The sequence below is a fragment of the Variovorax atrisoli genome (assembly GCF_014195185.1).
Lineage (GTDB): Bacteria > Pseudomonadota > Gammaproteobacteria > Burkholderiales > Burkholderiaceae_C > Variovorax > Variovorax atrisoli.
Genome location: NZ_JACIBG010000001.1, coordinates 1080631 through 1098788 on the forward strand (window position 1 = coordinate 1080631; position 18158 = coordinate 1098788).

Sequence of the window (18158 nt, forward strand, 5' to 3'; positions counted from 1 at the left end):
GCTTGAGCAAGAAGAAGACCGCCGTCATCGGCGCCGGCTGGGCCGGCCTCGCCTGTGCGGTGGAGGCCACGCGGCTCGGCCATGCCGTGACGCTGTTCGAGGCGGCGCACACGCCGGGCGGGCGGGCGCGGCGGGTCGACGACATGCACGGGCTGGCCCTGGACAACGGCCAGCACATCCTGATCGGCGCATACACCGCAACGCTGCAGCTGATGCGCGATGTGGGCGTCGACGTCGAAGGCGCGCTGCTGCGGCTGCCTCTTTCGCTGCGTTTCGCCGACGGCGGCGGGCTGAAGCTGCCGCGGCTGCCTGCGCCGCTCGATCTGCTGGCGGGCATCTTCACGGCGCGGGGCTGGACGTGGCGCGACAAGTCGTCGCTGCTGCGCACCGCCATCGGCTGGAGGCTCTCGGGCTTTCGCTGCGGCCGCGCCGCGACGGTTGCCGATCTTTGCGCCGGGCTCACTCCGCGCGTGATGCGGGAGCTGATCGAACCGCTTTGCGTTTCCGCGCTCAATACGCCCGTCGCGCAGTCGAGCGGCGAAGTCTTCCTGCGTGTGCTGAATGACGCGCTCTTCAGCGGAAGCGGCGGCGCCGACCTGTTGCTGCCGCGGGCGGATCTCGGAGCGCTGCTGCCCGACGCCGCGATCCACTGGATGGGGCAGCACGGCGCCCAGGTACACATCGGCACGCGCGTGCGTGCCATCGCATCGAAGGCGGGGCAGTGGCTGCTCGATGGTGAAGCCTTCGATCGGGTCGTGCTGGCCTGCGCGCCATGGGACGCGGCGCGCCTTGTCCGCAGCTCGGGCCTGCCGGCGGACCGCTGGTGCGAGACCACCGAGGCGCTGCGCTTCGAGGCCATCGCGACAGTCTACGTGCGCGGCGCCAAGCCGCTGGCCGAGCCGATGCTCGCGCTTCGCAGCGATCCGGCCACGGCACCGGCCCAGTTCGCCTTCGACAGGAGCCAGCTCGGCGGCCTGCAGGGCGTGCTCGCGATGGTGGTGAGCGCGAACGAGGCGTCGCGCGAGGTGCTGGAAGCGCAGGTCATCGCGCAGGCCGAAGCCCAGCTGGGCCAGTCGAATCTGGAGCTGGTGCAGACGGTGATCGAGAAACGCGCCACCTTCGCCTGCACGCCCGGCCTCGCGCGGCCGCCCTCGACCATCGCACCGGGCCTGCAGGCCTGCGGCGACTACGTCGAAGGCCCCTACCCCGCCACGCTCGAAGGCGCGGTGCTCAGCGGTCTCGCCGCCGCCAGATCACTGGATTGACCACATGACGACCGAACTGCGCTACCTCGATTTCGACTACAGCGAGGACACCGAGGGCCACGGCACCTTCGACGCCATGGCATCGACCTCGCCCGACAAGACACCCGAGGTGCGGGCCGAAGTCGCGCAGGTGCTCGCGTGGGCCGAGGCCGCGTTTCCCGATGCGCGCGGCGCCCTCGAAGACGGCGGCACGTGGGACTACGACCTGCAGGAATCGAGCGAGGACGATCCGCGCTACGAGACCATCACCCTCTCGATCAGCGGCACCGCCGACTTCTGCGCGGCGCTGCGCGAACGCTTCGGGATCGACTGAAGCAGAAGGAAGGCCGGGCTCAGGCTGCCTTGTTGCGCAGTCTCAGCAGGCTCAGCCCCAGCAGCACGAAGGCCGCGCCCGACACCTTGTTGAAGATGCGCGTGCGGCGCACGTCGGAAAGCTGCTTGCGCAGCAGGCGCGCCAGCAGCACGTAGAACGAATGCGCGATCACCGACGCTGCTGCGAAGGTGCCGGTCAGTACCGCGAACTGCGTGAGCATCGGCGCGTCCTGCGTGAGGAACTGCGGGAACAGCGCGGAGAAGAAAAGAATGCCCTTGGGGTTGGTCAGCGCTACCGTCATCCCGTGGCCGAAGAGGCGCCAGCTCGATCGCGGTGCCGCGCCGCCCTGGCCGCCCTGCACGTCGGCGAACACGCTGCCCTGGCTGCGCCACTGCTTGATGCCCAGGTAGATCAGGTAGGCCGCACCAGCCAGCTTCAGCACCATGAAGGCATGGGCCGAGGTGGAGAGCACCACGCCCAGCCCGGCCATGGCGGCAGCGGACACCATGAAGAGCCCCGCCGCATTGCCCAGCGAACTGATCATCGCCCGTCGCGGGCCCACGCTCATCGAGTTCGAGACCGCCAGCAGCACGGCCGGTCCGGGGGTGAACGCAACGAGCAGCGTGACGCCGCAGAAGATGAGCCAGTTGGAGAGATGCACTTCGGGTTTCCTGTCCGGCGCGAGGCCGCGGAGGGTGGGACAACAGCCGGGAAACTATAGTCAGCCCCGCGCGCGGCCGCAGACGCCGCGAGCAATACCCCTCACCACTCCCCGACCTGCATCCCGAAAGACATCCCTCATGGTCACCTGCTACCTGCGCTACATCGTCGATCCCTACAAGCTGAAGGAATTCGAGCACTACGGCAGGCTCTGGATCCCGCTCGTCGAGAAGTTCGGCGGCAAGCACCACGGCTACTTCCTGCCCTCGGAAGGCACGAACAACGTCGCGCTGGCGATGTTCAGCTTCCCGAGCCTGGCCGACTACGAAAAGTACCGCGCCGATTCGATGCAGGACGCGGAGTGCCAGGCCGCCTTCAAGTACGCGGAGGAGACGCGCTGCATCCTCAGCTACGAACGCAGCTTCTTCCGACCTGTATTCGGCTGACCCCCCAAGGCTTCGCGCACTTCGTTTCGCGACGCCCCCTTGCAGGGTGCGACACCTGCGGCCCGGCAAAGCCGGTTCCGCGGGGTTTTGAAAGGCGCGCGGCTCTTGTCGGACTGGTGGCGCCTCAGCCGTCGAGCGCCATGCACAGGGCGTGCAGGTTCGGCACGATCAGCTGCGGCCGCGCGCCGTGCACCCAGGGGCGTTCGTCGCGCACCAGCCAGGCGGCCTGCATGCCGGCGTTGAGCGCGCCGACCACGTCGAGCTCCGCATCGTCGCCCACGTGCAGCACGTCCTTGGGCAGCAGGCCGACCGATGCGGCGGCGGCGCGGAAGATGGGCGCGTGCGGCTTGCCGCTGCCGAAGGCCCGCGCATTGAAGGCGGTGCGGAACCAGCGGCCGACGCCCGTCTTGTGGATGTCGGCGTTGCCGTTGGAAATGGCCACCAGCGGATAGCGTTCACTGAGCCACTTCAGCGCGGGCAGCGCGTCGTCGTACAGCGTCACGCGCTGGCGCTCGGCGAAGAAGGCATCGAAGGCCGGTTCGGCCAGCGCCGGGTCTTCCCCCGCGCGGGTGAGTGCGGTGCGGATCGACTCCCGGCGCAGCGCGCTCAGGTCGTGCGCGAGGTCGGAACGCTCCTTGGCAGTGGCTTCGCGCAGCTCGCGCAGGATGCCCGGGGTCATCAGCAGCGTGGCGGTCTTGGGCGCCTCGCGCAGCAGCCACTGGTGCAGCACGGCCTCGGCGCGTTCGATGGTGGGCCAGATCGGCCAGAGGGTGTCGTCGAGGTCCAGTGAGATCGCCGAAATGCGCTTGAGCTCGAGAGGCTTGAGATCGAGAGGCGCGGCGCCCGCTGGCACCGGGGAAGCGGAAGTCATGCCGCAGAATACCGCATGCCTTCGATCCAAGAGAACGCCACTCCGAGTACCCCCGGTTCCCTTCGCACCGCAGTGCTCTGGTGCAACCTGGGCTCTCCCGACGCCCCCACCGCCGCCGCGGTACGCCCCTACCTCGCCGACTTCCTGGGCGACCCGCGCGTGGTCGAGATCCCGAAGGCGCTGTGGGCGCTGATCCTGCACGGCATCATTCTTCGCACGCGCCCGGCCAAGTCGGCCGCCAAGTACGCGAGCATCTGGATGCGCGAAGGCTCGCCGCTGAAGGTGTGGACGCAGAAGCAGGCCACCCTGCTGGCCGGCTGGCTCGGGGAGCGCGGCCATCGCGCGACCGTGCGCGACGCGATGCGCTACGGCAGCCCTTCCATCGCCTCGCGGCTCGACGCGCTGCAGGCCGAAGGCGTCGGCCGCGTGCTGGTGCTGCAGGCCTATCCGCAGTACTCGGGCACGACCACCGCGAGCGTGATCGACGCGGTGAACGCCTGGAGCAGCAGGCAGCGCCGCGTGCCCGAATTCCGCTTCGTCAACGACTACCACGACGACCCGGCCTACATCGAGGCGCTCGCGCAGAGTATCGAGAAGCACTGGAAGACCGAAGGCCGCGGCCAGGTGCTCCTCATGAGCTTCCACGGCATTCCCGCACGCAACATCGCGCTGGGCGATCCGTACCAGGCGCAGTGCCTCGAAACGGCCCGTCTCCTCGCCGCGCGCCTGGGCCTGTCGGACTCGCAGCACCGCGTGACCTTCCAGTCGCGATTCGGCCGCGCCAAGTGGCTGGAGCCCTACACAGAGCCTACGCTGCGCGAGCTCGGTGCGTCCGGCGTGAAGCGCGTGGACGTGGTGTGCCCGGGCTTTCCGGCCGACTGCCTCGAGACCCTGGAAGAAATCGCCATGGAAGGCCGCGAAGCCTTCCTGCACTCGGGAGGCGAAGCCTTCAGCTACATCCCCTGCCTGAACGACAGCCCCGCATGGATCACCGCGCTCGCGGGCATCGCCGAACGCAACCTCGCCGGCTGGCCCACGCAAACGGTGCCCGCAGCCCGATGAAGAAGGACCTGCACGAAGCCAACCGGCTCTCATGGAACGCGGCCACCGTCGCGCACAACAGCCACAAGGGCGACCAGGCCACCTTCTTCCGCCAAGGCGGCTCCACGCTCTTTCCCGAAGAAGCCGGCCTGCTCGGCGACGTGAAGGGCCTGTCGGTGCTGCACCTTCAGTGCAACGCGGGTCAGGACAGCCTGAGCATCGCGCGTCTGGGCGCCGACGTGACGGGCGTGGACATCTCCGACGAAGCCGTCGACTTCGCAGCGCGGCTATCGCTGCAGTCGGGCATTGCCGCGCGCTTCGTGCGCTCGGACGTCTACGACTACTTCCGTGACGCACAGGTGCGCGGCGAGCGCTTCGACATCGTGTTCTGTTCGTACGGCACGCTTTGCTGGCTCTCCGACATCGCTGCATGGGCACGCGGCGTGGCGCAGATGCTCAAGCCCGGCGGGCGCTTCGTCATCGTCGAATTCCACCCCTTCGCGCTGGTGTTCGATCCGGCCTGGAAGTTCCACTACGACTATTTCAACGACGCCGCCGTGCCCGAAGAGGGCGTGGGCGACTACGTGGCGGAGTCCGGCGACGGCCTGGTGCGCGAAGGTTACGAGCGCGGCGTGGAGAACTTCAGCAACCCGCACCCGAGCTTCGAGTTCACCTGGGGTGTGGGCCAGGTGACGACCGCGCTGTCGCAGGCCGGCCTCGTCATCGAGCAGTTCGACGAGTATCCGTACGCCAACGGCTGGAAGCCCTTCGAGGGCATGCGCGACATCGGCGGGCGCCGCATGGCACCGCCCGAGGGCATGCCGCGCATTCCGCTCATGTATTCCATCTCCGCCCGCAAGCCATGAAACATCTCCGCGCCCGGTGCCTCGCCGGCCTGATCCCGCTGCTGCACCTGCTGCCCTGCCCGGCCGCAACCGCGGACGTACCCAAGGGCGTATGGGAAGGCACGCTCGGCACCAAGGCCATCGTGGCCTGCTTCAACGCGGAGTTTCCGAGCGGGAGCTACTTCTACAGGCAGTACAAGAAGCCGATTCCGCTGAGCCGCATCGAGAAGGACAGCTTCTGGCACGAAACCGGCGACACCGGCCTCTGGTCGCTCGAGCCGGCCAGGGGCAATACGCTCACCGGCACCTGGAAGAGCGTGAAAGGAACACCCGTCACGCTGCCGATCAAGCTCGACCTTGCCGACGCCACGGGCGGCGACAGGGCCTGCGGAAGCGAAGGCTATGCAGGCCAGCTCGAGACGCCGCCGAAGATCGAGATCGGAAAGAAGGAGGAGTTCGCCGCCGGCCGCAGCTTCCGCCGGCTGCGCTTCGCCGGACAGGAAACCATCGAGCTCTCCGGCCCCGAGCCCACGCTGGCGGCCATCAACCGCGAACTGCGGCGCGACTTCGACACCAGCAAGGACGCGGTCACGGAATACTTCGACAAGCGCCGCGAGTTCCTCGGCCGCGTCGGCGTGCCGGCGGAGGACGAGAACACCGCCGACCCCGAGTACTGGACCTCGCAGTGGCTCAGCATCCGCAACTACACCTGGGCGGCCGGCATGGGCCGCTCGGGCATCTCATGGTTCTACCGCACATGGGACCTGCAGACCGGCAGGCAGATCGACCCGTGGTCCTGGTTCGGACTGCGCTCGCTGTCGAAGGCCCGCCCGGCCGAAGGCCGGATATCCGGCACCGGAGGCGCCTCGATGACACCGAAGCTGCGCCGCTTCCTGTTCCGCCATGCGGGCATCGATCCCTCGAAGGCCGAGGACAACTGCCGGTCGAACTACGAAGAAGGCGCCTACTACGACCTCACGCTGGAAGCCAAGGGCATGCGCTTCGCCCAGCCCGCCTACGGCAACGGTTGTGAGATCGAGATCGAAGTGCCCTACACCGAGCTCGACCCCGTGCTCACGCCAGTGGGCAAGGCGGCGGTGCGGCGCATCATCGAGTCGGCGAAGTAGCGCCGCTGATTCAGGCCGGCGGCCTGCGCGCCAGCAGCGCCTCGATCGCGGCCTCCATCTCGGCGTACTCCCCTTCGCCGAAGTGCTGCCGCATCACCTGCCCGTTGCTGTCGGCCAGGTAGAAGGCCGGCCAATACTGGTTGTTGTAGGCCTTCCAGGTAGCAAAGCCGTTGTCCTGCGCCACCGGGTAGCGGATGCCGAAGCGCTGGATCGCGTCCTGCACGTTGCGCGTCGACTTCTCGTAGGCGAACTCGGGCGAATGCACGCCCACCACCACGAAGCCCCGCTCCTTGTACTTCTCGTACCAGCTCACGACGTAGGGCAGCGTGCGGATGCAGTTGATGCAGGAGTAGGTCCAGAAATCGACCAGCACCACCTTGCCCGCCAGGCCCTGCATTGTGAGCGGCTCCGAGTTGAGCCATTTGTCGATGCCCGTGAATTCGGGCGCCTTGCCGTAGTCCCGCAGGCCCGGCGACGCAGCCAGCGCGGTGCGCACCGGCCATGCGCCGCCCGCAGCGGCCGCGAGCGCCGAGGAGCCGATGGCGAGCCCCGAGAACGCCCTTCTGGACAACATCTTCATGATCGCGAACCTCGCTCGAGTGTCAGACCGAAAGCGGTCAGGCGCGATTGTTCGCGGCGCACGCCCCGCGTGCGCATGTGTCACGGCAATTTGAAGTTTGTCCCGGCGGCGTGACGGCCTGCCCGGATCAGAACTTGCCCAGGTAATCCAGCTTGCCGATGGGCATGCCCTTGTGGCGCAGCACGTCGTAGGCGGTGGTCACGTGGAAGAAGAAGTTCGGCAGCGCGAACTGCAGCAGGTAGCGCTGCGCCGTGAAGGTCGCCTCGCCTTCGCGGGTCTTGATGGTCACGGCGCGATCCTCGTGGCCGTCGATCAGGGCGCGATCGACGCCGGCCAGGAAGTCGTGTGTCTTCGCGATGCGCGCGACCAGGTCGTCCCAGGTCTTTTCCTCGTCGGGAAAGCTCGGCGCCGCGATGCCGGCGATGCGGGCCGTGCCGAGCTTGGAGGCATCGCTCGCACGCTGGATCTGGCCGACCAGCGTGAGCATGTCGGGCGCCAGCCGCGCATCGACCAGCGAGGCCGGGTCGATACCGTTGGCCTTCGCATGCGCGAGGCTCTTGTCGAGGATATGGGTGAGCTGGCCGAGTCCGCGCGTGAAGACAGGCACGGACAGGTCGTACATCGAGAGCGCCATGGTGTTCGAGGCCTTGTCTCGGCCTTGTGGTTGAGGTGGGCGGCGATTGTCACGCCGCCGCAGCCTCAGCGGCCGGCCGCCCGGATAAACCCCTCGACGGGATCAAGTTGTTCGGGCACGTTGAGCGCGGGCGCGTGACCGCAGGCAGGAACTTCGATCACCTGCAGCCTGCCGGCCACGCCGGGGCCGCGCCGCTTCATTTCCTCGACCACGCCGGGCAGCACCAGGTCGGACTCGGCTCCGCGCAGGCACAGCACGGGCACCTCGATGGCGTCGTAGTGCGGCCAGATCAGGTAGTCGTTGTCGTGTGCGCTGAACTGCCGGACCATGGCCGGGTCGTAGTGCGGCGTCACGCGGCCGTCGGGCAGGCGGCGCGTGGAGGTCTCGGTCAGGCGGCGCCACTGCGCGCCGCTGAGCCAGCCGTAGGGCTTGTAGACCGTGCGGAAGAAGGCCTCCAGCTCGGCCACCGTGTCGAAGGCCGGCGGATTGCCCGCGTAGGCGCGGATGCGCTCGATGGCGGGCTGCGCCAGCTCCGGCGCGTTGTCGTTGAGCACCAGGCTCGCGATGCGCGCCTTCATGCGCGGCTCGAAGAGGCCCGAGGCGCATACGGTGCCGATGGCGCCGCCCATCGAGGTGCCGACCCAATGCACGCGCCCCAGCCGCAGCTCGTCGCACAGCGCGTTGGCGATGCGCGCATAGAACGCGAGCGTGTATTCCTCGTCGGGCAGCGGGCTCCACTGGCTCAGGCCGCGGCCGATGGTGTCGGGGCAGATCACGCGGAAACCGCGCGAGGCGAAGTGCTGGGCCAGTTCGTCCATGTCGCGGCCCGTGCGTGCGAGGCCGTGCCAGGCGATGACCACGGGCGCCTCGGGCGCGCCCCATTCGAGCCAGTGGATCTCGCGGCCCGCGAGCCGGGCGTAGCGGGAAAGTGGAATCTGGTTGTCGCTCATCGCGCTGCCCTTGCTCGCAGTTTTCCGACGATGCCGGTGGGAAAGTAATAGACGGAGAGCACGAACAGCAGGCCCAGCCACAGCAGCCAGCGGTCGGGCGACAGCAGCGCGGCCAGCCATGGCAGGCCGCTTGCGGCCTCGTTGCCGATGCGAAGCAGGTCCTGCAGGTAGCTCTGCGCCACCACGAAGAGCACCGCGCCGATGGCCGCGCCGTAGATGGTGCCCATGCCGCCGATCACCACGATCAGCAGCACGTCGATCATGATCTCGAAGCTCAGCGAGGTGTCGGGCCCGTTGTAGCGCAGCCAGATCGCGAGCATCGCGCCGGCCAGCGTGGCGAAGAGCGCCGACAGCACCGCGGCCGTGGTGCGGTAGACCACCACGCGGTAGCCGATGGCCTCGGCGCGGAACTCGTTCTCGCGGATCGCCTGCAGCACGCGGCCGAAGGGCGAGTTCACGATGCGCAGCAGCGCCAGCACCAGCACCACCGCCGCCACGAACAGCAGGTAGTAGCAAAGCAGCCGGCCGTCGAGCGAGACGCCGAGGAAAGGCTCTTCGGCGAACTCGAAGCTCGGCGAGATCAGCTCGGGCAGCTTGAAGGTGAGGCCGTCCTCGCCGCCGGTGAAGTCCGACATCTGCGAGGCCAGCGTCTGGAAGGCCGAAGCCACGGCCAGCGTGATCATCGCGAAGAAGATCGCGCGCACCCGCAGCGAGAACAGGCCGATGGCGAACGAAAGCACCAGCGAGATCGCCAGCGAAGCGCCCAGCCCCACGAGCACCGCGCCCCAGTTGGGCCCGAGCCGCGAGGCGGAGATGGCGATGCCGTAGGCACCGATGCCGAAGAACATGGTGTGCGCGAAGCTCACGATGCCCGTGTAGCCTAGCAGCAGGTCGAAGCTGGCCACCAGCACCACGAACACCAGAATCTTGGCCGCCACGCTCAGCGCCTTCACGCCCGGGAAGATGAACGGCGCGAAGGCCAGCGCGACGAACACCGCGATCAGCAGCACCGCCAGCAGGCGGCTGCGGGGCATGTCGTTGGAGAGAAGTCGTTTCAGGAACATGTGGTCTTCTCCCCCTTCAGCGGTTGGCCACCGGGTACACGCCCTGCGGGCGCCACAGCAGGACGGCCACCATCAGGAAGATGCTCGCGAACTGCGTGAGCGTGGGCAGCAGGAAGCCCACGTAGTTGGTCATCAGCCCCACCAGCAGCGCGCCGATGAGTGCCCCGCCCGTCGAGCCCAGCCCGCCAATGATGATCACGATGAAGATCAGCACGTTGACCTGCGCGCCCATCTGCGGCACCAGGTTCTGCTGGAAGAGGCCCCACATCACGCCGCCCAGCCCGGCAAGCGCGCTGCCGACCACGAACACCCCGACGAAGAGCCGCCCGATGCGGTAGCCCAGCGACTCGACCATCTCGCGGTCCTGCACGCCGGCACGGATCAGCAGGCCGATCTTGGTTCGGCCCAGCGTCCATGCGAGCACGCCGAACACCACCACGCCCACGGCCACCGCGAGCAGGCGGTACTTGCTGATGGCCGCATCGCCCACCAGCAGCGAGCCGCGCAGCGCCTCGGGCAGCGGCAGCGGAACCTGCGCCGGGCCCCAGATCACCTTGATGAGCTCCTCGCCGATGATCATGCCGCCCATGGTGATTAGGATCTGCTTCAGGTGCTGGCCGTACACCGGCCGCACGATGAAGCGCTCGAAGGCGAAACCGATCGCGCCCGCCACCGCCATCGCGGCCAGCATTGCCGGGAACACCGCCACGAGGTTGCGCCACAGCTCGCCCGAACCGGTCCAGTCGCCCATGAGGCCGAGCACGCTGCTGGCCACGAAGGCGCCCAGCGCGATGAACACGCCGTGGCCGAAGTTCAGCACGTCCATGAGGCCGAACACCAGCGTGAGGCCCGAGGCGATGATGAAGATGATCATGCCCATGGCCAGCCCCGCCACCGTGAGCGTGAGCCAGGTGGAGAAGGAGCCGGTGAGCGGCAGCGCGACGAGCGCGAGCGCCGGCGCGAGCAGCAGGGGCCGCAAGTCGAAGTCGAGTTTCTTCATAGAGCCAGTCCCAGCAGCGATTGCTGCAATTGCGCGTCCGCAGAAAACTCCGCCATGGAGCCCGCATGCACCACGCGCCCGTTGTCCATCACCGCGACGGTGTCGCCCAGCCGCTGGGCGAAGTTGATGTTCTGCTCCACCAGCAGGATGGTCACGCCGCTGCGCTTGAGCTCTGCGAAGGCGTCGATCATGTTGTTGATCATCACGGGCGCCAGGCCCTTGCTGGGCTCGTCGATGATCAGCAGCTCGCGCGGCTCCACGATGGCGCGCGAGACGGCCAACATCTGCTTCTGCCCGCCCGAGAGCTTGCCCGCCGGGTGGTTCCAGAACTTCTCGACCGCGGGGAAGAGCTTGAAGATCCACTTCAGCCGCGTGTCGTCGATCTGCGCCGCGTTCTTCGCGCCGCGCGCGGCCAGCAGCATGTTCTCCTTCACCGTGAGGTCGGAGAAGATGCCCATGTTCTCCGGTACGTAGGCGATGCCCAGGCCGGCGATCTGCGGTGTGTGCTGGGCGGTGATTTCTTTCTCGCCGAAGCGCACCCTGCCCTGCGACGCATGCCACAGGCCCATGATGGTCCGCAGCGTGGTCGTCTTGCCCGCGCCGTTGCGGCCCAGCAGCATGGTGAGCTGCCCGCGCGGCACGGCGAGGTCGACGCCGTGCAGGATGTGATACGCCCCGATGTGCGTGTGCACGCCCTCGAGGGTCAGCAGATTGTTCGCGCTCATGCGGCCTCCTTCGAAACGCCCAGGTAGGCCTCCTGCACCACCGGCGAGGCGATCACCTCGGCCGGCTCTCCGTCGGCCACCAGCGTGCCGTTGTGCAGCACGATGATGCGGTCGGCGAGTTCGCGCACCACGTCCATCTTGTGCTCAACCAGCAGGATGGTCTTGGTCTTGTCCTTCTTGAGCTTGCGGATCAGGTCGAGGATGACGGGCGCCTCGGCCGCGTTCATGCCGGCCGTGGGCTCGTCGAACATGAAGACCTTGGGCTCCAGCGCCATCAGCAGCGCCACTTCCAGCTTGCGCTGGTCGCCGTGCGGCAGGCTCGCCACCGTGGCGTGCTCGCGCGACTTCAGCGCCACGTCGGCCAGGATCTGGTCGGCGCGCTCGGTCAGCGCCCTGTGGTCGCTCCAGATGCTCCACAGGTTGAGCCCGCGCCGGTGCGCGCCTTCGCGCGTGGCCTGCACCGCGAGGCGCACGTTCTCCAGCACCGTGAGGTTGGGGAAAAGGTTGGTCAGCTGGAACGCCCGCCCCAGCCCCGCGTGCGTGCGCGCGGAGGGGGACAGGCCCGACAACGACTGCCCGTCGAGCGACACGGTGCCCGCACTCGCCTTGAGCTGGCCCGAGATCAGGTTGAAGTAGGTGGTCTTGCCCGCGCCGTTGGGGCCCACGATGGCCGTCAGCGTGCCGGGCGCGAAGGCGCAGCTCACGCTGTTGACGGCCACGTGCCCACCGAAGCGGATGGTCAGATCTCGGGTCTCAAGCATCGTCGTTGGTCATTGCGAATCGGAAAACAGGAAAGAAGACCGGCCTCAACAGGTGCCGATCACGTAGTAGTTGGGCCCCGTCTGCTTCAGCGTGGTCGTCACGTAGATGTTCCACAGCCCCATCGACTGGTTCGAGCCGTACGCATAGGTCAGGCCGTACAAGGCATAGGCGCGCCCGGCGATGGTGTGCGTGTAGTTGCTGGCGGTGTAGCAGGTGCCGCCGCTGCCGCCTCCGGTGGTGGTGCCGGTGGCGGCCGACGACATGGCGCCCTCGACGTTGCTCGCGTTCAGCGCGGCCACGGTCCAGCTGTAGGTGGTCGACGCGGCAAGGCCGCTGTCGGTGTAGCTGGTGGCAGTCACCGGCGAGGCGTTGACCTTGCTGCCGCCGCGGTACACGTTGTAGCCGCTGGCGCCGCTCACTGCGTTCCAGGCGATCACCATGCTGCTGGCGGTGGCGCCCGACGTGCCCACGCCGGTCGGCGCCGGCAGGCCGCTGCCGCCCGAGGAGCCGGTGACGCGGTCGATCATCGCCTTCATAGCGGCCATCTGCGGGCCCGACTTCTTCGCATAGTTGGCGTTGTCGTAGCCCCACCAGTCCCAGCAGCTGTTGGTGGCGGCCGTGCTGGTCTGCGGATAGATCAGCACGATGTTGTTGGTGTCGGCCCAGCGGTTGTAGCCGGTCTTGCGAACGTACTGGTCGCCCACGTCGGTGTAGTTCTGCTTGCAGCCGTGCAGCACCAGGTGCACGCGGCACGAGGTGGTGGTGCAGGCCTGCGGCACGTAGATCCAGCCGGTCGCGGCCATGCCGTGGCCGCTGACGAACTCCGACTGGTTGAACTCGGTGAAGGTGCCGCCGAGCGCGCCGTTGTTGCGCGGGTTCAGCGGGCCGTACAGCTGCGTGAGGATCTCGCCCGCGAGGTCGAAGCCGCAGTTGTTGATGTAGGGGGCTGCAGTGGTGCTGCAGGCGCTGCCGTAGTCGTCGGTGACCATCGCGTGGCCCGCGCCGATGTTGTTCTTGTAGACGACGTTGGCCGCGGGCACGAAGCTCTGGTAGTAGGTCTTGAGGTCGTCCATCACCGCCTGCTTGACGGTGTTGTCCGAGGTGCCCGAGAACATGTAGACCTTGGAGCCGCTCATGTTCGACACCGGGTCGATCGCACCGCTGGCAGCCCAGCTGTTGGTGGTGCTCACGAGCGAGGACACCGGGATGCTGGTGCTGTGCGTCATGCAACGCCCCGTGGCGTTGAGCACCGAACCTTCGGCGCAGTAGTACGGGCCGCCCGCCACCACGCCCGCGCCGCGCTTGAACGTGGCGGAGTACGCCACGTGCAGCTGCACGGCCATGAAGCCGCCGGCCGACAGTCCCGACACGCTCACCTCCGCCGGATTGGCACCGAGCGCGGGCAGCGGCACGGCCGCCTGCGCGGCGTGCACCGCCGCCGTCATCGCCGCGGCTGCGGCGAGCGCCTTCCAGTTCTTCCACTTGTTCCATTTCATCGCTGGCATCGCTGTCTCCTTGTGTTGTGGGTATCGAACGCTTGCTTTGCTGACTGACGAATCGAATCGGCCGGGGGAACAACATGCCGCCGCGAAGAAGGACGCAGGCTGGCGCTTCGCCCGGCGGCCATCCGGGGCGAAACTGAAATTAAGTCGAGGAACACCGCGGAACCGGCTTTGCCGGGCCGCAGGTGTTGCCCCCCTGTAGGGGTTGGCGTAGCGACACGAAGGGCGCGTAGCCTGGGGGCGAGTTCTTACCTCTTGTTCTTGATCGGGATGTCCATCTCTTCAGGCTTGATCTCGTGCACCAGCTCCGGCACGCCCCAGGCGAACGCCGGGTCGACCTTGATCTTGAAGTGGTACATCGACTGCATCGCCTGATGGTCTTCCTTGCGGAAGGTCATCTTGCCCTTGGGCGTGTCGAAGCTCATGCCTTCCATCGTGCTGATGAGCTTGTTGGTGTTGGTGTCGCCGTTGGTCTTCTTCAGCGCGGTCACCACCGCCATCGCGGCCGAGAAGCCGCCGGCCGTGAAGAAGTCGGGCGGCGTCTTGAATTCCTTGTAGTGGGCCGACACCATCGCCTCGTTCACCGGGTTCTTCGGAATGCCGAAGTAGTAGTAGGCCGCGCCTTCCATGCCCGGCAGCGCCTTGTAGGCGGCCATGGCCGGCAGGATGTTGCCGCCGGTGGCGATCTCGATGCCGTAGCGCTTGAGGTCGAGGTCGACGATCTTGAACGGGTTGCCCGCGCCGGCCCAGACGATCCAGATGATCTTGCGGCCCGGCTGGTCCTTCAGCTTGTCGATCAGGCGCTGCGCGCCGGCGGTGAAGTCGGTGGTGGCGGGCGGCAGGTATTCCTCGTGGACCAGCTTGGCCTTCTTGAGCGCGGCGCCGAAGGCCTTCACGCCGTCGCGGCCGAAGGCGTTGTCCTGCGCCAGCGTGGCGACGGTGACGCCGGGCTTGTCGATGGCCACCGCGTTGGAGATCGCGTCCTGGCTCGAATTGCGGCCGGTGCGGAAGATGTACTTGTTCCACTTGTCGCCGGTGATCGAGTCGGCAACCGCGGGCTCGACGATCAGGATCTTCTTGTACTCCTCGGCCACCGGCAGCATCGCCAGCGCCACGCCCGAGGCCGTCGGGCCCACGGCCAGCGCGGCCTTGTCGTCGGAATACGCGGCGGCCAGCAGCGACTTGCCCAGGTCGGGCTTGCCCTGGTCGTCCTTCTCGATGACCACCAGCTTCTTGCCCGCCACGGTCATCGTGCCGCCGGTGGCGTAGTCCAGGCCCATCATGAAGCCGGTCTGGGTCTGCTTGCCGTAGGCCTCCAGCGCGCCGGTCTTGCTGTAGATGTGGGCGATGCGGATTTCGTTGGACTGTGCCCAGGCCGGAGCGGTGGCTGCGGCACAGGCGGCGAGCGCGGCCAGAGCGACGAGGTGGCGACGGTTCATTCTTTGTCTCCTGAAAAAGGTGACTGAATATTGCACAGTTCGTGCCACCCGCTAAGCCATTGATAACAAACGTTTCTCCATTCGAGAGAAGCGCTCTCCGGCTGAATTCAGAACACTCGCAGTGTCTGAATTTCAGTCGAATGTCTGATTTTCAGTCAGGGTTTTCGCGGAGACCTGACGCTGGGCGATCCACTGCTCGAACTGGCGCTCGGCCTGCTGGCGGAACTCGTTGCGCGCATGGTTGCAGGCGGCGTGCGCGAGCCGCCGGTGCTTCGAGGAGCGCACTCCGCCGAAGGTCGAATCCACCAGATGCTCGATGGTGGCCGACTCCGGCCGGCCCGCCGGCTCGTCGAAGTCCATCGGCAGCCCGCACCAGTGGCAGTTGGGGCCGAAGGTGGAACGCAGGGCCTTGACGCTCACAGGTCCGCGTACTCCAGGATCTCCTGACCCATCAGCGTGCAGTCGTTGCCCGACACGTAGTAGATGAGCCGCATGCGGTACTGCCCCTTGTAGATGCTGCCCCAGACCTCGAGCACCTTGAACTGCTGCTTCTTGTTGGCGGGGTTGCGGATCGGCGGCAGCTCCTTCACGTCGGGACTGATGCGGATGCGGTCGTCCTCGCCGAAGTGGAAGGTCAGCAGCTTCTTTGCGCGGGAGACGGCTTCGCCGGAACACTGCGGCGCGGCGTTGGCCATGCCGGCGACTGCGCAGAGGCCAAGACAGGCGGCGATACGGACGAGGGCCTTCTTCATCGGATGTGGCGTCGGGGTTGTGGGATGGGGCGGGAGTATCGCTCGGGCTCAGTGTTCAGGCCCTGCAGGCTCCACCCAGTAGAGCTGCTTGTGACAACGTGCCTCGTAGACTCGCCGGTAGTAATCGGCAACCCGGCGGCTCTCGTATTCGCGCATCAGAATGCGATTTCCGTTGTCGTCCAGCCGAAAAAGACGGCAGTGCTGCAGGTGCTTTGTGAAGGCCGGAGACTTCGTCCTCAGCAACTCCACCATGTGCGCATCAACGTGCATCTTGAAATCACTGAGCTTCAGAAAATCCAGCACGGCCTCGATCTCCAGTGATTCCAGATAGATATTGAACCAATCGATGGAAGTGTGGCGCTCGAGGGTGATCTTGTGTCCCCATGGGAGCTCGAAGAACCATAGTTCTACGGGTCCCGGCGCATCCCAGTCGGGGGGATGGTCCGAATGCCTTTCACCAAACCGACTGCTGAAGTCCGCCGGCGACATCTCGATGGAGATCAATCGCTCGCCAAGCTCGATGTCCGCCCGATCTATCCTGCGCATTGCAAGCAGCGGATTCACGTCGATTGCTCCTGACTCGTCATCCGCTCATAGAGCGTCGCGCGCGAAATGCCCAGCAGCCGCGCAGTCGCCAGCTTGTTGCCGCCGGTGGACGCCATTGCCGCGGCGATCGCCTTGCGTTCCAGCTCGGCCACCTGCTGCGACAGCGGCCGCAGCAGCGCGGCCTGCTCGTCGGCGTCGTGGCTGGTCTGCAGGGTGGCAGGCAACTCGATCTGCTCCAGCCCGGCTTCGCGCAGGATGCGTTCGAGCTGCACGGCGTCGATGCGCTGCGAGTCGCTTCGCATCGTCACCTGCTCCAGCACGTTGCGCAGTTCGCGGATGTTGCCGCGCCAGTGCTGGCCGGCGAGCAGCGCGAGCGCGTCGGGCGTAAGTTCGGGGGGCGCTTCGCCGCTGCGCAGCGCCATGTCTTCGCCCAGCGCCTCGACGAGCGCGGGGATGTCGGCGCGCCGCTCGCGCAGCGGCGGCACACGCAGCGGGAGCACGTTGAGGCGGTAGTACAGGTCTTCGCGGAACTGGCCGCGGCGCACGAGTTCAGGCAGGTCGCGCGAGGTGGCGGCGATCACGCGGGCGTCGAAGGGTACGAGCTTGTTGGAGCCCAGCGGCTCGATCTCGCCCTCCTGCAGCGCGCGCAGCAGCTTGGCCTGCAGGCCCAGCGGCATGTCGCCGATCTCGTCGAGGAAGAGGCTCCCGCCATCGGCCAGCTTGAACTTGCCTTCGCGGCCCTTGCGGTCGGCGCCAGTGAACGCGCCGGGCGCGAAGCCGAAGAACTCGGCTTCCAGCAGCGTGTCGGGCACGGCCGCGATGTTGACGCTGACGAACTGGCCCCTGGCCCGCGCCGACGAGGCATGGATCGCATGCGCGAGCAGCTCCTTGCCGGTGCCGGTCTCGCCCAGCAGCAGCACCGGGCTCGTCGATTGCGCCGCGCGCCGAGCATGCCGCTTCACCTCCACCGCCGCCGGGCTGCTGCCGATGAAGCTCGCGAAGGTGTACTTGGAGCGACGCTGGCCATCGCCCGAGTGCTGGTAGAGCGGGTTGTTGCGCTGGCTCGCGAGTTCGCGGCGGGCGTCGTCGAGGTCGCGCTGCAGCAGCGCGAACTTGCTGATGAGCGGCTGCAGCGTGGTCTCGGGCTGGTCGAAGAGCACGATGCCGATCGCACCGATGACCTTGCCCATGCCGCCCTCCCCGCCACCGCGCTCTTCGCGCAGCGGAATGCGGCTGACGACGAAGGTACCGGCCTTGTTGGTCAGCAGGTCGACCAGGATGGGCTCGCCGGTCTCGAGCACGCGCCGCATCTGGGTGTTGGGGATCACGTCCTCCACCATGTGGCCCATGAACTCGTCGATGGACGAGAAGCCCAGCGCGGGCAGGAAGCGCCGGTAGCCTTCGTTGACCCACACGATGCGCCCGGTGCTGTCGACCAGGAACATGCCCTGGCTGATGCTCGAAAACAAATGAAACATCGAGCGCGCGGCGAGCGCGAGAATGCCCTCGGCATCGAGAGGCAGCGAGGGTGTTGCGGTGGAGGCTGCAGGCATGCCGGGATCGTAGCGCGGGCCGGGCCCGCCCCTTAAGTCTTAAGGATTCGCTTCGACGGGCACGGTCCGGCAAAGACCTTCAG

21 protein-coding genes are annotated in these 18158 nt (G+C 67.2%); 6 read left to right on the forward strand and 15 right to left on the reverse strand.

Features of this window, described 5'->3' with window-relative positions; translation table 11 throughout:
• Positions 1-2: 2 nt before the first annotated feature.
• Both hpnE and FHY06_RS05145 read left to right on the forward strand, forming a co-directional pair.
• Positions 3-1265, forward strand: a complete 1263-nt coding sequence (gene hpnE / locus FHY06_RS05140; RefSeq protein ID WP_184603698.1) for a hydroxysqualene dehydroxylase HpnE — start codon at positions 3-5, stop codon at positions 1263-1265.
• 4 nt (positions 1266-1269) lie between these two features.
• Positions 1270-1578 (forward strand): hypothetical protein, encoded by a 309-nt coding sequence (locus FHY06_RS05145; RefSeq protein ID WP_184603700.1) that lies wholly within the window; start codon positions 1270-1272, stop codon positions 1576-1578.
• 19 nt (positions 1579-1597) lie between these two features.
• Here the strand turns inward: FHY06_RS05145 and FHY06_RS05150 are convergent, their stop codons facing one another.
• The gene (locus FHY06_RS05150) at positions 1598-2239 is read right to left on the reverse strand and encodes a LysE family translocator (protein ID WP_132798071.1); all 642 of its coding nucleotides are present in this window, start codon (positions 2237-2239) and stop codon (positions 1598-1600) included.
• A 139-nt stretch (positions 2240-2378) separates the two neighbouring features.
• Here FHY06_RS05150 and FHY06_RS05155 point away from each other — a divergent pair, with 139 nt between their 5' ends.
• Positions 2379-2684 (forward strand): NIPSNAP family protein, encoded by a 306-nt coding sequence (locus tag FHY06_RS05155; RefSeq protein WP_126182041.1) that lies wholly within the window; start codon positions 2379-2381, stop codon positions 2682-2684.
• A gap of 124 nt (positions 2685-2808) precedes the next feature.
• Here FHY06_RS05155 and FHY06_RS05160 read toward each other — a convergent pair whose 3' ends face one another.
• A complete protein-coding gene (locus FHY06_RS05160) occupies positions 2809-3555 on the reverse strand; it encodes an HAD family hydrolase (protein WP_132751249.1) in 747 nt (248 codons plus the stop codon).
• A 15-nt stretch (positions 3556-3570) separates the two neighbouring features.
• Between FHY06_RS05160 and hemH the strand changes: the two genes are divergently transcribed.
• From hemH to FHY06_RS05175, 3 genes are read left to right on the forward strand one after another with little or no spacing between them, the layout of a single operon-like run.
• Entirely contained in the window at positions 3571-4617 is a 1047-nt protein-coding gene (gene hemH / locus FHY06_RS05165) for a ferrochelatase (protein ID WP_184603702.1), read from the forward strand.
• Positions 4614-5462 (forward strand): class I SAM-dependent methyltransferase, encoded by an 849-nt coding sequence (locus tag FHY06_RS05170; protein WP_019652315.1) that lies wholly within the window; start codon positions 4614-4616, stop codon positions 5460-5462. The genes hemH and FHY06_RS05170 overlap by 4 nt, the downstream gene beginning before the upstream one ends.
• Complete coding sequence (locus FHY06_RS05175) at positions 5459-6568, forward strand: hypothetical protein (protein WP_132751251.1); 1110 nt, start codon at positions 5459-5461, stop codon at positions 6566-6568. The genes FHY06_RS05170 and FHY06_RS05175 overlap by 4 nt, the downstream gene beginning before the upstream one ends.
• A gap of 10 nt (positions 6569-6578) precedes the next feature.
• Here the strand turns inward: FHY06_RS05175 and FHY06_RS05180 are convergent, their stop codons facing one another.
• The 13 genes from FHY06_RS05180 to FHY06_RS05240 form a co-directional block, all read right to left on the reverse strand.
• Positions 6579-7142, reverse strand: coding sequence for a thioredoxin family protein (locus FHY06_RS05180; RefSeq protein ID WP_184604129.1), 564 nt, complete (start codon positions 7140-7142; stop codon positions 6579-6581).
• A gap of 133 nt (positions 7143-7275) precedes the next feature.
• The gene (locus FHY06_RS05185) at positions 7276-7782 is read right to left on the reverse strand and encodes a DUF1993 domain-containing protein (protein WP_019652312.1); all 507 of its coding nucleotides are present in this window, start codon (positions 7780-7782) and stop codon (positions 7276-7278) included.
• Positions 7783-7847: 65 nt separating this feature from the next.
• Complete coding sequence (locus FHY06_RS05190) at positions 7848-8732, reverse strand: alpha/beta fold hydrolase (RefSeq protein ID WP_184603704.1); 885 nt, start codon at positions 8730-8732, stop codon at positions 7848-7850.
• Positions 8729-9796, reverse strand: a complete 1068-nt coding sequence (locus FHY06_RS05195; RefSeq protein ID WP_126182047.1) for a branched-chain amino acid ABC transporter permease — start codon at positions 9794-9796, stop codon at positions 8729-8731. The genes FHY06_RS05190 and FHY06_RS05195 overlap by 4 nt, the downstream gene beginning before the upstream one ends.
• Positions 9797-9812: 16 nt before the next feature.
• The gene (locus FHY06_RS05200; protein WP_184603706.1) at positions 9813-10796 is read right to left on the reverse strand and encodes a branched-chain amino acid ABC transporter permease; all 984 of its coding nucleotides are present in this window, start codon (positions 10794-10796) and stop codon (positions 9813-9815) included.
• Positions 10793-11521: an ABC transporter ATP-binding protein gene (locus FHY06_RS05205; protein ID WP_019652308.1), complete on the reverse strand. Its 729-nt coding sequence runs from the start codon at positions 11519-11521 to the stop codon at positions 10793-10795. The genes FHY06_RS05200 and FHY06_RS05205 overlap by 4 nt, the downstream gene beginning before the upstream one ends.
• Entirely contained in the window at positions 11518-12282 is a 765-nt protein-coding gene (locus FHY06_RS05210; protein ID WP_019652307.1) for an ABC transporter ATP-binding protein, read from the reverse strand. The genes FHY06_RS05205 and FHY06_RS05210 overlap by 4 nt, the downstream gene beginning before the upstream one ends.
• A gap of 45 nt (positions 12283-12327) precedes the next feature.
• On the reverse strand, positions 12328-13788 hold the full coding sequence (locus tag FHY06_RS05215) for an extracellular catalytic domain type 2 short-chain-length polyhydroxyalkanoate depolymerase (protein WP_184603708.1): 1461 nt from the start codon (positions 13786-13788) through the stop codon (positions 12328-12330).
• A gap of 245 nt (positions 13789-14033) precedes the next feature.
• Entirely contained in the window at positions 14034-15224 is a 1191-nt protein-coding gene (locus FHY06_RS05220; protein ID WP_019652305.1) for a substrate-binding domain-containing protein, read from the reverse strand.
• Positions 15225-15356: 132 nt separating this feature from the next.
• Positions 15357-15644: a hypothetical protein gene (locus FHY06_RS05225; protein ID WP_184603711.1), complete on the reverse strand. Its 288-nt coding sequence runs from the start codon at positions 15642-15644 to the stop codon at positions 15357-15359.
• Complete coding sequence (locus FHY06_RS05230) at positions 15641-15976, reverse strand: hypothetical protein (protein WP_019652303.1); 336 nt, start codon at positions 15974-15976, stop codon at positions 15641-15643. Before FHY06_RS05230 ends, FHY06_RS05225 begins: the two co-directional genes overlap by 4 nt.
• Positions 15977-16024: 48 nt before the next feature.
• On the reverse strand, positions 16025-16540 hold the full coding sequence (locus tag FHY06_RS34725; RefSeq protein ID WP_221404096.1) for a hypothetical protein: 516 nt from the start codon (positions 16538-16540) through the stop codon (positions 16025-16027).
• A complete protein-coding gene (locus FHY06_RS05240; protein WP_132798085.1) occupies positions 16537-18075 on the reverse strand; it encodes a sigma-54 interaction domain-containing protein in 1539 nt (512 codons plus the stop codon). Before FHY06_RS05240 ends, FHY06_RS34725 begins: the two co-directional genes overlap by 4 nt.
• Between the last annotated feature and the right edge of the window lie 83 nt (positions 18076-18158).